The 13,060-nt window shown below is 74.0% G+C and carries 13 protein-coding genes; 7 read left to right on the top strand and 6 right to left on the bottom strand.

Features of this window, described 5'->3' with window-relative positions; translation table 11 throughout:
* Positions 1–222: 222 nt before the first annotated feature.
* From ACIA8O_RS17770 to ACIA8O_RS17750, 5 genes are read left to right on the top strand one after another with little or no spacing between them, the layout of a single operon-like run.
* Positions 223–762, top strand: a complete 540-nt coding sequence (locus tag ACIA8O_RS17770) for a DUF6114 domain-containing protein (RefSeq protein WP_396294762.1) — start codon at positions 223–225, stop codon at positions 760–762.
* A gap of 1 nt (position 763) precedes the next feature.
* Positions 764–1,537 carry a DUF6230 family protein gene (locus ACIA8O_RS17765; RefSeq protein WP_396294761.1) on the top strand — a complete coding sequence of 258 codons (774 nt, stop codon included), beginning with the start codon at positions 764–766 and terminating at the stop codon, positions 1,535–1,537.
* The gene (locus ACIA8O_RS17760; protein ID WP_396294760.1) at positions 1,531–1,938 is read left to right on the top strand and encodes a DUF6114 domain-containing protein; all 408 of its coding nucleotides are present in this window, start codon (positions 1,531–1,533) and stop codon (positions 1,936–1,938) included. The genes ACIA8O_RS17765 and ACIA8O_RS17760 overlap by 7 nt, the downstream gene beginning before the upstream one ends.
* Positions 1,935–2,582: a hypothetical protein gene (locus ACIA8O_RS17755; RefSeq protein ID WP_396294759.1), complete on the top strand. Its 648-nt coding sequence runs from the start codon at positions 1,935–1,937 to the stop codon at positions 2,580–2,582. The genes ACIA8O_RS17760 and ACIA8O_RS17755 overlap by 4 nt, the downstream gene beginning before the upstream one ends.
* On the top strand, positions 2,579–3,265 hold the full coding sequence (locus ACIA8O_RS17750) for a DUF6230 family protein (RefSeq protein WP_396294758.1): 687 nt from the start codon (positions 2,579–2,581) through the stop codon (positions 3,263–3,265). Before ACIA8O_RS17755 ends, ACIA8O_RS17750 begins: the two co-directional genes overlap by 4 nt.
* A gap of 13 nt (positions 3,266–3,278) precedes the next feature.
* Here the strand turns inward: ACIA8O_RS17750 and ACIA8O_RS17745 are convergent, their stop codons facing one another.
* The 4 genes from ACIA8O_RS17745 to ACIA8O_RS17730 all read right to left on the bottom strand — a co-directional run bounded on the left by ACIA8O_RS17745 (position 3,279) and on the right by ACIA8O_RS17730 (position 8,452).
* Complete coding sequence (locus tag ACIA8O_RS17745) at positions 3,279–3,728, bottom strand: hypothetical protein (RefSeq protein WP_396294757.1); 450 nt, start codon at positions 3,726–3,728, stop codon at positions 3,279–3,281.
* Between the two features lie 112 nt (positions 3,729–3,840).
* Complete coding sequence (locus ACIA8O_RS17740; protein ID WP_396294756.1) at positions 3,841–6,276, bottom strand: glycoside hydrolase family 9 protein; 2,436 nt, start codon at positions 6,274–6,276, stop codon at positions 3,841–3,843.
* Positions 6,277–6,460: 184 nt separating this feature from the next.
* Entirely contained in the window at positions 6,461–6,928 is a 468-nt protein-coding gene (locus ACIA8O_RS17735) for an NUDIX hydrolase (RefSeq protein WP_396294755.1), read from the bottom strand.
* Positions 6,929–6,955: 27 nt separating this feature from the next.
* Complete coding sequence (locus ACIA8O_RS17730) at positions 6,956–8,452, bottom strand: SDR family NAD(P)-dependent oxidoreductase (RefSeq protein WP_396294754.1); 1,497 nt, start codon at positions 8,450–8,452, stop codon at positions 6,956–6,958.
* Positions 8,453–8,615: 163 nt separating this feature from the next.
* On the opposite strand from ACIA8O_RS17730, the gene ACIA8O_RS17725 reads away from it, so the two are divergent.
* Positions 8,616–9,377: a class I SAM-dependent methyltransferase gene (locus ACIA8O_RS17725; protein ID WP_396294839.1), complete on the top strand. Its 762-nt coding sequence runs from the start codon at positions 8,616–8,618 to the stop codon at positions 9,375–9,377.
* An 81-nt stretch (positions 9,378–9,458) separates the two neighbouring features.
* On the top strand, positions 9,459–10,679 hold the full coding sequence (locus tag ACIA8O_RS17720) for a hypothetical protein (RefSeq protein WP_396294753.1): 1,221 nt from the start codon (positions 9,459–9,461) through the stop codon (positions 10,677–10,679).
* A 57-nt stretch (positions 10,680–10,736) separates the two neighbouring features.
* On the opposite strand, the gene ACIA8O_RS17715 is transcribed toward ACIA8O_RS17720, so the two are convergent.
* Complete coding sequence (locus ACIA8O_RS17715) at positions 10,737–11,879, bottom strand: serine hydrolase domain-containing protein (protein ID WP_396294752.1); 1,143 nt, start codon at positions 11,877–11,879, stop codon at positions 10,737–10,739.
* 41 nt (positions 11,880–11,920) lie between these two features.
* Entirely contained in the window at positions 11,921–13,033 is a 1,113-nt protein-coding gene (locus ACIA8O_RS17710) for an alpha/beta hydrolase (RefSeq protein WP_396294751.1), read from the bottom strand.
* Positions 13,034–13,060: the final 27 nt, after the last annotated feature.

Raw genomic sequence — 13,060 nt, 5'->3', positions numbered from 1 at the left:
TGGCTATAACCGGGCCAACCGGGCACCCCGCGGGGCCGGGGGGGGGCGGCGGCCACGGCTCCGGGACCCCCGGCCCGCCTCCCCCCCCCGCCCGGGGGGGGGGGGGCGGGGCCGGCCCGGCCCCCCACCCCACCCCTCCCGACCCCTCCCGAACCTTCCGGCGCCCCAGCTCCGAAGGCCCAGCTCCGACGCCCCAGTTCCGACGGCCCAGCGAGGACCACCATGGCACCCACTCCCGCCGCCCCCGACAGCCCGGCCGAAACCTCCGTCCCGGCAGACCCCGCCGCCACCGCGGACCCCACCGCGGACCCGGCCCGGCCCGCCGCGTTCACCCGCGCCCGGCACTCGCTGCGCCGCTGGCGCCGCACCCGCCCGTTCTGGGCCGCGGTGTGGACCGCGCTCGGCGGCTTCGTGATCCTCTACCTGCCGCTCGCGCCGATCAGCCAGATCCTGCACGTCGGCGTCGGCGGCATCACCGGCATGGCGGGCGGCGCCATCCTGATGGCGCTCGCCGGGCTGATGCTGCTGATCCCGAGCCAGCGGCACACCGCGGGCGTGGTGGCGGTGATCGTCGGCGTCGCCTCCTTCCCGCTGAGCAACCTGGGCGGGTTCTTCGTCGGCATGTTCCTCTCCGTGCTGGGCGGTTCGATGGCGGTCGGCTGGCTCCCGGAGAAGCCGGCCCGCCGCCCCGGCCGCCTCGGCTTCGGCCGCCGCTCCCGCCAAGGGCTCGCCCCGGCCGGGCCCGAGACCGCGGAGGCCTGAGATGAAGCTCCACCTCTCCCACCTGAACCCGCGTCAGTACACCCGCCGCCTGCGCGCGTCGGCCGCCGACTGGAACCGGACGATGCGCGCCGAGGCCGCCGACGGCACCGCGCGCGGCACCCGCTGGGCCCGCTCCACCGCCGTCCTGCTGCCGGCCACCCTGACCGTCGGCGCCCTCGGCGCCGCACTCGCCCACGGTGCGCTGGCGGCGGGCTTCAACGTCACCAACACCCCGTTCACCCTCACCTCCAACGGCGTGTCCGGCACCGGCTTCGGCGCGATCCTCAACACCCCGACCATCGAGAACGCCAACGGCTCCACCTCCACCAACACCGCGATGGCCCGGGTCGGCTTCGCCAGCGCCGGGCTGGCCGGGCTCTGCGGTATCGTCCACCAGTCGATCGCCGGCGTGCCGTACTCGCTGCTGCTGACGGCCGGTCAGACGGTGACCGCGACGCCGCCGGCCACCGTCACCACCGACATCAACGCCTCCAACCTCTACATCGAGGCGCCGACCCTCACCGCCTCCGGCAACACCACGCTGCAGAACGCGGTGCTCGGCATGTCCGCCGACCAGGTGATGGTCGCCGGGCAGCCGCTGACGGGGGCCCAGCCCGGCGGCTTCGGCCTGGGCTCGGCCGGGTCCGGGCCGAACGGCTCGACCGTCAACCTGGCCGGGCTCAACGCCAACGCCTACACCGCCGAGATCGCCGGCTCGCTCACCCTCCCCGCCCTGAACATCCGGGTCGTCGCCGGATCGGCGAACACGTGCTGACCCGGACGCGCTCCGCCGCCGGGGCCGGGTGGCGCTGGTTCACCGCCTTCCGCCGGACCAGACCGTTCTGGGGCGGGCTCTGGCTGGTCGTCGGCGGCTGGACGGTGCTCAAGTTCTCGCTCGGCGCGATCCAACTGGTCACCGCGGTCGGCTTCAACGCGGTGGCCGGGTACCTGGTCGGCGGCGGGATGATGCTGTGCGGGCTGATCCCGATCGCCGCGCCGCGCCAGCGGGTCACCTTCGGGCTGATCGGCACCGTGCTGGCGGTGGTGTCGCTGGTGGTCTCCAACCTCGGCGGGTTCCTGCTCGGCATGGTGTTCGGGGTGCTCGGCGGGGCGATGACGGCGGGCTGGGGGCCGAGGCGCAGCCGGGCAGCGGCGGTCAGCGGGAGCGCCGAGTGACCCGTGTGCGGCGGGCCGCCGCCGTCACCGCCGCCTTCGCGGCCCTGGTCGGCGTGGCCCTCGTCCCCGACCGGTCGGCCGGCGCCGCCGCCGCTCCGCCCCGGCTCGTGGCGCCCGCCGCCGTGCTGCCGGGCGAGCCGGAGCCGCTCGGGATGCCGTTCCTGCCCACGCCCACGCCGATGCGCGTCACCATCGACAGCATGGTCGCGGTCGGCCTGACGGTGAAGAACAACGTCACCATCCGGCTCTCCGACGGCACCACCCGGGTCACCACCCAGTACACCTTCACCAAGCTCCAGATCCGCGACAACATGCAGGTCCGGCACACCGCGCCCGACGGCACCGCGATCTCCATCTCGGTGCCCGACACCGGCTCGCTCGGCGGCATCGACAAGGCCGGACAGCCGGAGACCACCGTCATGTGGGGCGACATCAAGCAGATCTGCGTCCCGATCCTGCTGATCCCGATCTGCGGCATCCAGGGCCTGCTGAACTTCTTCGGCTCCTTCATCCAACTCACCGCCGGGGCAACCAACTTCGACGCCGACGTGTACGGCATCCGGACCATCGACGACCACTCCGACCTGAGCAACACCAACAACCCGGTGCACCTGCCCGGCACGATCTCGGTGACCAGCCCGTGAACGGCGAGACGGGGCACACCCGTTGGCGGCGCAGCGCGCTCATCGCACTCCCGGCCCTGGTGGCGGCGGGCTCGCTCGGCGGCGCGATGGCGGACGGCGCGCTGGCCGGCGGGCTCCGGATCCAGTCCGGCACCGTCCAGTTGACCACCAGCAGCCTCTACGGCACCCGGTACGCGGCGGCCGTCGTCGACCAGACCACGGTCAAGCCGGACGGCAGCACCACGACCGTCCACCCACTGCGGATGGGCTTCGCCAAGGGCGTGATCAACGGTCTCTGCCTGGCCCAGCAGCAGCAGATCATGGGCGCCACCTACACGTTGATGTTCTCGCTCGGCGACAACAACCCCGCGACCTGGGAGATCGTCACCGAGAACACCGTCCTGGACCTGCGCAGCGCGACCGGCGAACTCGACATGGACGGCCTGGTGGACCTCAACATCAACGGCCCCGACACCGTGATCGCCCCGGAGGGCAGCCCACCGGTCCCCAACCCGCTCGGCAGCCCCGAGCACCGCTTCGGCATCCAGGCCGGCTACGCCAAGTTCGACCGCGTCACCGCCACCGTCCACGACCTCCAGCTCCCTGGCCTGCTCTCCACCCCGGGCCTGCGCATCACCGTCCGCCCCGGCACGGTCAACTGCCCCGCCCCCGCCGCCCCGACGGGCACCCCGGGCACCCGCTGACGGGGATCCGGTGCTACGCCCGGGGCACCGGGTGGAGCACCGGATCGAGGTCGGTCAGCAGTTCGTGGAGTGCACGGGCTCCCCGGACGAGCCGGTCGTCGTCCTTCCTCGACAGTTCCTCGCACCGCCGCAGAGCGGCGTCACGCTCCACGGCGAAGATGCCGAAGACATCGTGGACGGCGGTGCCGATCCAGTCGCCGTGGCCGTCGTCCGCGACCGCCAGCGCGGACGCGACGACCGCGAGGCCGGCCCGGTCGTGCCGGCGGAGCAGCGCCTCCGTGGTGGTCCGGGTGACGAAGGTGTCCTCCGCGTCGAGCACGAGGTCCAGCAACACCGCGCCGGCCCGGGGCAGTTCGGCGAAGGCCGCCAGGGCCTGGCCGGCCGCCGCCCGGTCACGGCTGTCCGGGCTCCGCCCCAGCCCGACGAGCGCCACGACGGCCGCCCGCCGCAGGTCACCGTCCATCGGTCCGTCCCTCCCTCGAAGTCGGGCCACCGTAGCACCGGAAATCCCGGGTGGGCGCGGACATTCGACGGGAGAAGGCCCCTGGCCCACGGGGCCGGGGGCCGTCACCGGGTCAGCTGCAGAGGGCCCCGTTCAGGCGGAACTGTGCCGGGGGCTGGTTGGGGCCGGAGGTGGTCGCCTGGAAGCCGAAGGAGACCGAATTGCCTGGTGCCACGGTGGAGTTCCAGCCCAGGTCCTTGGCGGTGACGGTGGTGCCGGACTGGGTGGCGGCGGCGTTCCAGGCGTTGGTGAGGCGCTGGGTGCCGGGGAAGGACCAGGTGAGGGTCCAGCCGTTGATCGGGGTGGTGCCGGTGTTCTTCAGGGTGACGTCGGCGGTGAAGCCGGTGCCCCAGTCGCCGGCCACCCGGTAGGCGACGGCGCAGGAGGCGGTGGGCGGCGGGGTGGTGGTGTCCGCCTCGGTGGCGGTGAGGGCGGCGGACTCCAGGCCCGGGCCGGAGAGGGCGAAGACGGCGCTGCCGTTGGTGGTGTCGGCGTCCGGGGCGGCGGTGAAGGTGAGGTTCTGCGCGATGGACCAGTTGGCGGGCGTGAAGAGCAACGAGCCTGCCGCGCCCAGGTCCTGGTCACCGGAGGTGCGGGTGGTGGTCACCGTGACGTTCTGCGCGGGGGCGGCCGAGAGCCGTACGCCGACCGTGGCCGAACCGCCCTCGGGCACGGTCACGGTGGGGGAGACGAGGACCTTCGGGGCGGTGGGCGTGCCGGTCGGGCGGTCGGCGGCGAAGGAGACCAGCCAGGCCAGCGCGGCGTTCCAGTTGATCGCCACCTCGTTGGTGGAGTACGAGCCGATGTCGTCGACGTAGCACTTGGCCGGCGCGCACCCGGCCAGCTTCTCCTGCGCCACCGGGTCCTGGAGCCCGGAGTTCGGGCCGCCCGCGAAGGAGCCGGCCGGCGGGTGCGGCAGCGAGGCGTCGTACTGGTGGGCCCAGAAGCGGTGGTGCTGGTTCTCCACCGCCCGCTCGCCGTAGCCGGTGACGTACGAGAGGTCGAGTGCGTTGCGGCCCAGCAGGTAGTCGAGCGACTCCAACGCGCCCGCGCGGTAGCGCTGTTGACCGGTCAGCTCGTACGCGACGGCCATCAGGGCGCCGTTTCCCGCCACCGCGCTGTTGGAGCCCCAGACGTAACCGTCCGGCGCGAGCGGCACCGCGTAGCCCTGGCCGTTCTGGGTGGTCAGCTGGGCGTCGGCCACGGTGATCAACGAGGCCCGCACCTTGGCCAGTTCGGCGGCGGGCAGGGAGACCCCGGGCACCGTGGCCAGGGTGATGCGGCCGAGCGTCCCGGTGTCGCCCCACCAGAACGGGGTGGCCGGGGCCGCCTGGACGGGCGAGGTGACCACCGCGTCGCGGTACTGGGACTCCCCGGTGGTGGCGAGGAGTTCGGCGGCGGCCCAGTAGAACTCGTCGGACAGCGAGGTGTCGTCGTAGGCGCCGCCGCCGGTGGAGTCGGTGGCCGGGGCATGGACCGCCGGGTTGGCCCGGGCGGCCGACCAGGCCCGCTCGGCGGCGGTCAGGGCGCGGGCCGCGAAGGCGGCGTCGTACGGGGCGTAGACCCGGGCGGCCTGCGCGGCGGTGGCGGCCAGGTTGAGCGTGGCGGCGGTCGAGGGGCGGTGCAACTCGCGCTGCTCGGAGTCGAGTTCGGGCCGGGTGGGCAGGGCGGTCCACTGTGCGTCGTGCACCTTGTGGAAGGCCATCCCGGCCTGTGGCCGGCCCTCCGGCACCTGCATCCGGAGCAGGAAGTCCAGCTCCCAGCGCGCCTCGTCGAGCACGTCCGGCACGCCGTTGCCCCGCTCGGGGACCTTCAGGGTGGAGTCGCCGAGGGCGGCCTCGGTGCCCGAACGGCGGGCTCGTTCGAAGGAGTTGACCAGCTGCCAGGTGGCGATGCCGCCGTTGACCACGTACTTGCCCTGGTCGCCGGCGTCGTACCAGCCGCCGCGTACGTCCTGCCGGTAGTCGCAGACCCCGGCCTGGCAGGGCACCGAGACGTCGCCCTTGTTCGGCGCCACCCCGAGGTGCCCGGCCGGGCGGGCGTACGCGGAGCCGACCAGGGCGGCGTCGATGGCGATGCCGCTGCGCTGGTGGTGGAAGAAGGCCAGGCTGTCCGAACGCAGGCCGTCGTAGAGGGCGGGGGAGAGGTCGAAGGGGTGGCCGGACCGGCCGTCCACCACCAGGGTGTAACCGGTGCCCGTACCGGTGTAGGCGGAGAAGTCGGCCGTGTGCAGCGACTCGCCGGAGGCGCGGTCGGCGCCGCGCACGGTGGTGGTGCCGGTGGCCACGGTGCGGCCGGCCGCGTCGCGCAGCTGCCAGGGGAGCGGGGCGGTGGCGGCGCTGACCACGGTGGCGCGCTTGGGGCCGTCGGGCAGGTAACCGAGCTGGTTGACGCGGACGGCGGCGGCGGGTTCGGCGGCGTGCGCCGCGAGCGTCGCGGTGCCGGGGGCGAGCAGCGCGAGGCCGGCCAGCAGGGCGGCGGCGCGCAGTGGGGGACGGGAGGAAGACATGGGGGTGGGGCCCTTCTGTCCGGGTGGGGGAGGACGGGGCATGGGAGCGCTCCCAGAGGATATGAAGCCAGCCCTCCGCCCACCGGTCAAGAGCGTCTCACGGACGAGGTCGGATTCCCGCCCCTGACGTCAGGTCGCGACGCCTGAGGCCGCGATGCCTGAGGCCGCGGCACCTGAGGCTGCGTCAACTCCCGTGCCGCACCGGGTAGACGAAGCCGCCCTCCGGTGCCGCGTAGTCCGCCAGCCAGCGGCCGAGCACCATCGCGGAGGGCAGGAACATCGGCTCCGGCAGTTCCCCGACCGGCACCCGCTCCCAGCCCGCGCAGGAGTGCGGCTCCAGCACCACGGCGGGCGCGTCGCTCGGCGGGGCCAGCACGGCGGCGGTCAGCCGGGGGCGGCCCAGGTCGTGGTCGAGCAGCACCGCGAGCACCCGCATCGCCCCGGCGGGCAGCACGATGCCGGTCTCCTCCGCCAGCTCCCGGGCGGCGGTCTGCTCGAAGGACTCGCCCGGGTCGACCTTGCCGCCGGGCAGGCTCCAGGTCGGCGGCTCGCCGGCCGTGGTGCGGCGGCCGATCAGCACCGTGCCGTCCGGGCCCGGCACGATCACACCGGCGCCCAGCATCGGAGCGTGCGTCGTCGGAGCGTGCGTCAAGGTCAACTCCCCTTCAGCGGAGGCGGATCACCACGGGGACGGGGCGTAGTCCTTGAGGAAGCAGCCGTACAGGTCCTCGCCGGCCTCGCCGCGGACGATCGGGTCGTAGACCCGGGCCGCGCCGTCCACCAGGTCGAGCGGGGCGTGGAAGCCCTCCTCGGCCAGGCGCATCTTGTCCGGGTGCGGGCGCTCGTCGGTGATCCAGCCGGTGTCCACCGCGGTCATCAGGATGCCGTCCGTCTCCAGCATCTCCTTGGCGCTGGTGCGGGTGAGCATGTTGAGCGCGGCCTTGGCCATGTTGGTGTGCGGGTGGCCGGCACCCTTGTAGCCGCGGCTGAACTGGCCCTCCATCGCGGAGACGTTGACCACGTACTTGCGCCGTGCCGTGGAGGCGGCCATCGCCGGGCGGAGCTTGCTGACCAGGATGAACGGCGCGGTGGAGTTGCAGAGCTGGACCTCCAGCAGCTCGATCGGGTCCACCTCGCTCACCGTCTGCACCCAGCTGTTGGTGTGGTGCAGGTCCGGCACCAGGCCGCCCGCGTCGATCGCGGTCCCGGCCGCGATCCGGTCCGGGGTGGCCGAACCGGAGACCAGGGCCAGCGCGGTGACGTCCTCGGCGCTGATCAGCTCGCGGGTCTGGCCGGGCAGTGCCGGGCGGTCCACGCTGCCGCTGCCGAAGGTGCCGATCACGGTGGCGGCGGGCAGTTCGCCGGCGGGCAGCGGCGCGTTCTCCGCCAGCACCAGCTCGCGGTAGGCGGCGGGGGAGCGGCGCACGGTCTGCGCGGCGTTGTTGATCAGGATGTCCAGCGGGCCCTCGGCCGCGACCTCCTCGGCCAGCGCGACGACCTGGCCCGGGTCGCGCAGGTCGATGCCGACGATCTTCAGGCGGTGGATCCACTCGTCGCTGTCCGGCATCGCCTTGAAGCGGCGGATCGCGTCGTTCGGGAAGCGGGTGGTGATGGTGGTGTGCGCGCCGTCGCGCAGCAGGCGCAGCGCGATGTACATCCCGATCTTCGCCCGGCCGCCGGTGAGCAGCGCCCGACGGCCCGTCAGGTCGGTGCGGGCGTCCCGGCGGGAGTGGCTGTCCTTGGCGCAGGACTGGCAGAGCTGGTGGTAGAACGCGTCCACCTCGACGTAGCGCTGCTTGCAGATGTAGCAGGAGCGCGGGCGCTCCAGTATCCCGGCGATCTCGGTGGTGGTGGTCGTGGTGAGCCCGAACGCCCCGGCCGTCTCGTCGTCGATCCGGGTCGGCGCACCGGTCGCGGTGGCGGCCGTCACGGCGCGGTCGTTGGCGGTCTTGCGGGCCCGGGTCTCCTGGCGGCGGCGCTGCTTGAGCGTGCGGAAGATCCCGCCGACGGCCTGCCGGACGGTGATCGCGTCCGGGTGGTCCACGTGGATCTTGTCCAGCTCGGCCAGGACGTCGAGGCAGAGCGCGAGGCGCTCGGGGTCGATGCCCGGGCCGAAGTCGATCTCGTCGTCCTGGATGGTGTCCGGGCCGATGCCCTGGGTGGTGTCGCCCGCCATTGCCCGCACTGCTTCCTTCGCTGCCCTACCTGGATACCCCGTGAACTTTACGGAGTGGCGGGCGGAGGGCCAAACCTCCGATCGGGTGTAAGTGGCGGTTTGCTCTTGCGTCCATTACCGCCGGCGCTCTAGGGTTCGTAACGGTCGAACGCCGTATGTGGGCATTACCGAGGGAGCGGACATGAACACCTGGAACGACTGGCAGCGCAGCTGGGACCGCCAGCAGGAGTGGTACCTGCCCGACCGCGAGGAGCGGTTCCGGGTGATGCTCGACCTGGTCGAGGCCGTGGCCGGCCCGGCCCCCCGCGTCCTCGACCTGGCCTGCGGCACCGGCAGCATCAGCGAGCGGCTGCTCGCCCGCCTCCCGCAGGCCACCAGCGTCGGCGTCGACCTCGATCCGGCCCTGCTCGCCATCGCCGGCGGCCACTTCGCCGACGAGCCCCGCCTCACCCTGGTCACCGCCGACCTGCGTGACCCGGACTGGGCCTCCCGCCTGCCCGCCGGGCCCTTCGACGCCGTGGTGACCGCCACCGCCCTGCACTGGCTGGCCACCGAGGACCTGCTCCGCCTCTACGGCGACCTGGCCAAGCTGCTGCGCCCCGGCGGCGTCTTCCTCAACGCCGACCACACCCCCGAGGAGGACATCCCGCTGCTGCGCGCCGCCGACGCCGCCTTCCAGCAGGGCCGCCAGGCCCGGGAGAAGGCCGAGGGCGTGCTCGACTGGAAGGAGTGGTGGGCCGCCGCCGGCGCCGACCCGCTGCTCGCCGAGCACGTGCTCGCCCGCTCCGAGCTCTACCGCGACCACAAGGACGGCGAGGTCCACCCGGCCGCCTGGCACACCGCGCAGCTGGCCGCCGCCGGCTTCCGCGAGGCCGGCGTCCCCTGGCGCTCCGTCGACGACTCCCTGGTCGCCGCCGTCCTCTGACGGCCCGTCGGACCCCCGGGCGGGCGCCGGACCGGGCCGGTGGGAGACTCGGCGGGCGCGACGCGCGGAGGAGGCGAAGACGTGGCGGAGGCCGTGGAGGCGGAGGACCTGCGGTGGAGTTGGGGGCGGGCGCTCCCGCTGAAGTACCTGCTGGTCCATGAAGAGTGGGACGGCGAGCTGACCGTCTGGGCGCGGTGCGCCGAGGCGGACGGTCTGTTCGTCGACCCCGCCCGGCGCCGGAAGCGGGTCACCGTGGTGGGCTGCGCTCCGACCGGCCGCCTGCTCAAGGCGGTCCGGCGCGCGCTCGACCGGCCCGGCGAGGAGATCGACCTCGGCGAGCTCGGCGTGGTCTCCGACTTCCCGGTGCCCGGGGTCGATCCGGAGACCGATCCGTACGGGGCCTTCCAGGACGACCAGTGGTACTTCGAGCGCCCCGTGCTGGTCGGGTGCCGGCCCTCGGCGCTCGGTGAGTCGCTGGTCGACCTGGTCGTCGAGGCCGAGATCGACGGCCCCGCGTGGCGGGCAGAGCCGGCGGACACCGAGTGGGGCCTCTACAACGGGTGCGGCGGCGGCTGGCTGGGCGAGTGCCACCGGGTGGAGGGCCTGTACGGCGACCCGCGCTCCCAGGTGCCGCCGCCGATGGTGCTGCGCGGGTGCGAGCCGGGTGAGCCGCTGCTCCGCCGTCTGGTGCGCCCGCGGGCCGACGGGGACCGGGTCCGGCTGCTGGCCGTGGACCGGTCCGGCCGGGTCATGCGTCACTACGAACCCATGCCGCTGGAGGTACGGGCCTCGCGGCCGTCGGCGCTCGGCGGGACGCTGGTCGACCTGTGGCTGGCCGAAGGGCCCGCCCTCCGGCCGGTGCCGCAGGCCCGCCCCGTATGGGACGCCTGGTTCGAGGGCCCGCCGGCCGAGCCAGGCGGGTGGGCCGCGTACGACAGCGAGGGCCGGGCCGAGTGGGCCGCCTTCGCGGCCGCCCGCTGGAGGCCAGGTCACTCCTCCGGCCCGGACCCGGTGCGCCGGCTCGACGGCCGGTACGTCACCGACGCTCCGGGGCTGCGGTGCGCGCTCGGCGAGGCGGTCGCGGGCCCCGGTGGCCACTTCGCCCAGTGCTGGCACGTGCTGCGCGGCTGCCCCTGCGGCGGGGACCCGGTGCCCGAGCCGTTCACCCTGGTCTGGCACGACTCGGCCGTGGCCCGGGACGCACTTGCCGGGCACACCGTGGACACGGCGGGCGAGACCCCCTACGTCGACGCCGTCCTCGGCATGCTCACCAGGGCCGGCATCACGGTCGACCTCCGCTGACCACGTCCCTCGGCCGGCTCCGCCGGGCCGGCCGAGGGGGCACGGGGTGAGCCGGTGTCAGGAGCGGCTCTCGCACAGGGCGGTGTCGATCAGGGTGAACAGCTGCTGCTGCGGCGTGTTGGTGGTGAAGTGGGCGTTGGTCATCGCGGAGGCGTGCCGGCCGTCCTCGGTGACCATGGTCTGGCTGTAGTAGCCGGGGACGGCGCCGTTGTGGCCCCAGGCCAGGCCGCCGCAGGAGAGGGGCATCGAGAAGAGCCCGAAGCCGTAGCCGAGGCTGCCGAGCGGCGTGGTCCGCTCCATCTCCGCCGTCATCGCCGGGGAGACCACCCGGCCGCCGATCAGGGCCCGGTAGAAGGTGGTGAGGTCCGCCTCGGTCGAGATGACCGCCCCGGCGGCGCCGAAGATCGAGGGGTCGTAGTCGATGACCGGGCTCCAGAAGAAGAACGGTCCGAACCGCGCGCCGTGGTAGCCGGGCACGGCCGGGGCGGGCAGGGCGCGGTTGCCGGGGGCGGGGAAGACGGTGCGGGTCAGGCCGAGGGGCTGGATGATCCGGCGGGTGACGGCCTCGTGGACGGGCAGGCCCGTCACCCTCTCGACCAGCATGCCGAGGATGAGGTAGTTGGTGTTCGAGTACGTGAAGGTGGCGCCGGGGGCGCCGACCGGCGCCTGCTTCAGGCCCTCCCGGACCAGGGTCGCCGCCTTGTAGGTGCCGTCCGGCTCGACCAGGGCGATGGCGGTCAGCGGCTCGTACGCCGGTATCCCGCTGGTCTGCTGGAGCAGGTGCCGGACGGTGATCCGGGTCCCGTCGTAGCCGTTGCCGGTGACCACGCCCGGCAGGTAGGCCTCCACGCCGGTGTCCAGGGCGACCCTGCCCTCGTCGACCAGGGTCAGGACGGTCGCCGCGGTGAAGGTCTTGGTCTGGCTGCCGGCCCGGAAGTGCTCGTCGGGCTGGACCGGCTTGGTGGTGTTGATCGTGCCGGTCCCGGCCGAGAGCGCCCAGGAGCCGGCGGCGCCGCCGGCGTACACCCCGGCACCGGGGCCGGCGGCGGCCTGGAAGGTCCTCAGCGCCGCGAGCGTGGCGGGGTGCCCGTCGGCCGCGGCGGCAGCCGTGGTGGCGTGGGCCGTGGTGGTGGTCAGCAGGGCGATCGCCGCGGCTGCCGCGCCGACGGTGGCCGCGAGCCGCTTGCGGGTCTGCTTCATGTTCGTGCTCCTCGGTACGGGGTCGGGGTCCTGACGGGCGGTCAGTTCGCCGCGGCGAAGGCGGCTTCGAGGCGCGGGACGTAGTCGGCGAAGGCCGGGGCCCAGCAGCCGTAGTTGTGGCCGCCGTTGCAGCTCGGGGCGAGCGCCGCGCCGTTGCCGTAGTCGACGAAGCGGCTGGGGATGCCCAGCTGGTCCAGCCGGGCCTTGACGGTCATGGACGCCGCCTCGGTGTTGACGTCGATGACGTCGTTGTTGCCGGTGTAGAGCGTGATGCCGGTGCCGGAGAGCCGGGCGAGGTTGACCGGGGCGGCCGGGTCGACCGCCTTCCACACCCGGTCGGCGCCGAAGACCGGGTACGGGGAGCCGAAGATCGCGTCGCTGTCCACGGAGAGGCCGTAGCCGGTGCAGTCCTTGGAGCCGGACGAGCCGGAGGAGCTGCTCGCCGCGCACCAGGCGCCCGTGACGTTGAGCTCGGTGGCCAGGACGGCCGCCCGGACCTGCCACCGGCCGAAGTCGATGCCGCCCGAGAGCACGGCCACGTGGCCGAACAGGTCGGGCCGGGCCTCGGCGTAGTGGAGGGCGCCGAAGCCGCCCATGGACAGCCCGGTCACCGCCCGGTGCGCCCGGTCGGGGCGGGTGCGGAGGTTGGCGTCGATGAACGGGACGACCTGGGTGAGGTGGAAGGTCTCCCAGTTCGCGGCCCCCTCGGCGGTGTTCTGCATCAGCCAGTCGGTGTACCAGCCCTTCAGCCCGCCGTCCGGTACCACGGTGATCATCGAGTCCGAGTGCAGCGCGGGTGCCGCCGCCACGTCGTCCACCCCGCCGCCACCGCCGTGCAGGAAGTAGGTGACCGGCCAGCGCCGGCCGGGGTCGGCGTCGTACCCGGAAGGCAGGAGGACGCGGATCCGGTGCTTCCCGGAGAGCCGGCCGGTGGTGACGGTGAGGGTGAAGTCGGTGGGGCCGTGCACCTCCGTGGCGTCGGGGAGCACGGTCAGGCCCTGGCCGTCCCGGAAGACGGGGACGGCCTGGACGGCCGGGGCGGCCGCGGTGGTGGACGCCGTGGTGGCAGCCGCTCCGGCGTGGGCCGGGGCGGTACCCGCCAGGGCGGCGAACGCGATCGCGGCGCCGAGGGCGGCGAGGCGTGGGGAGGTCATCGGGAACCCTTCGTCGGGGAGGCCCGC

The organism is Kitasatospora sp. NPDC051853, assembly GCF_044452665.1.
GTDB lineage: Bacteria > Actinomycetota > Actinomycetes > Streptomycetales > Streptomycetaceae > Kitasatospora.
This window is presented reverse-complemented; position numbering and strand designations above follow the sequence as displayed.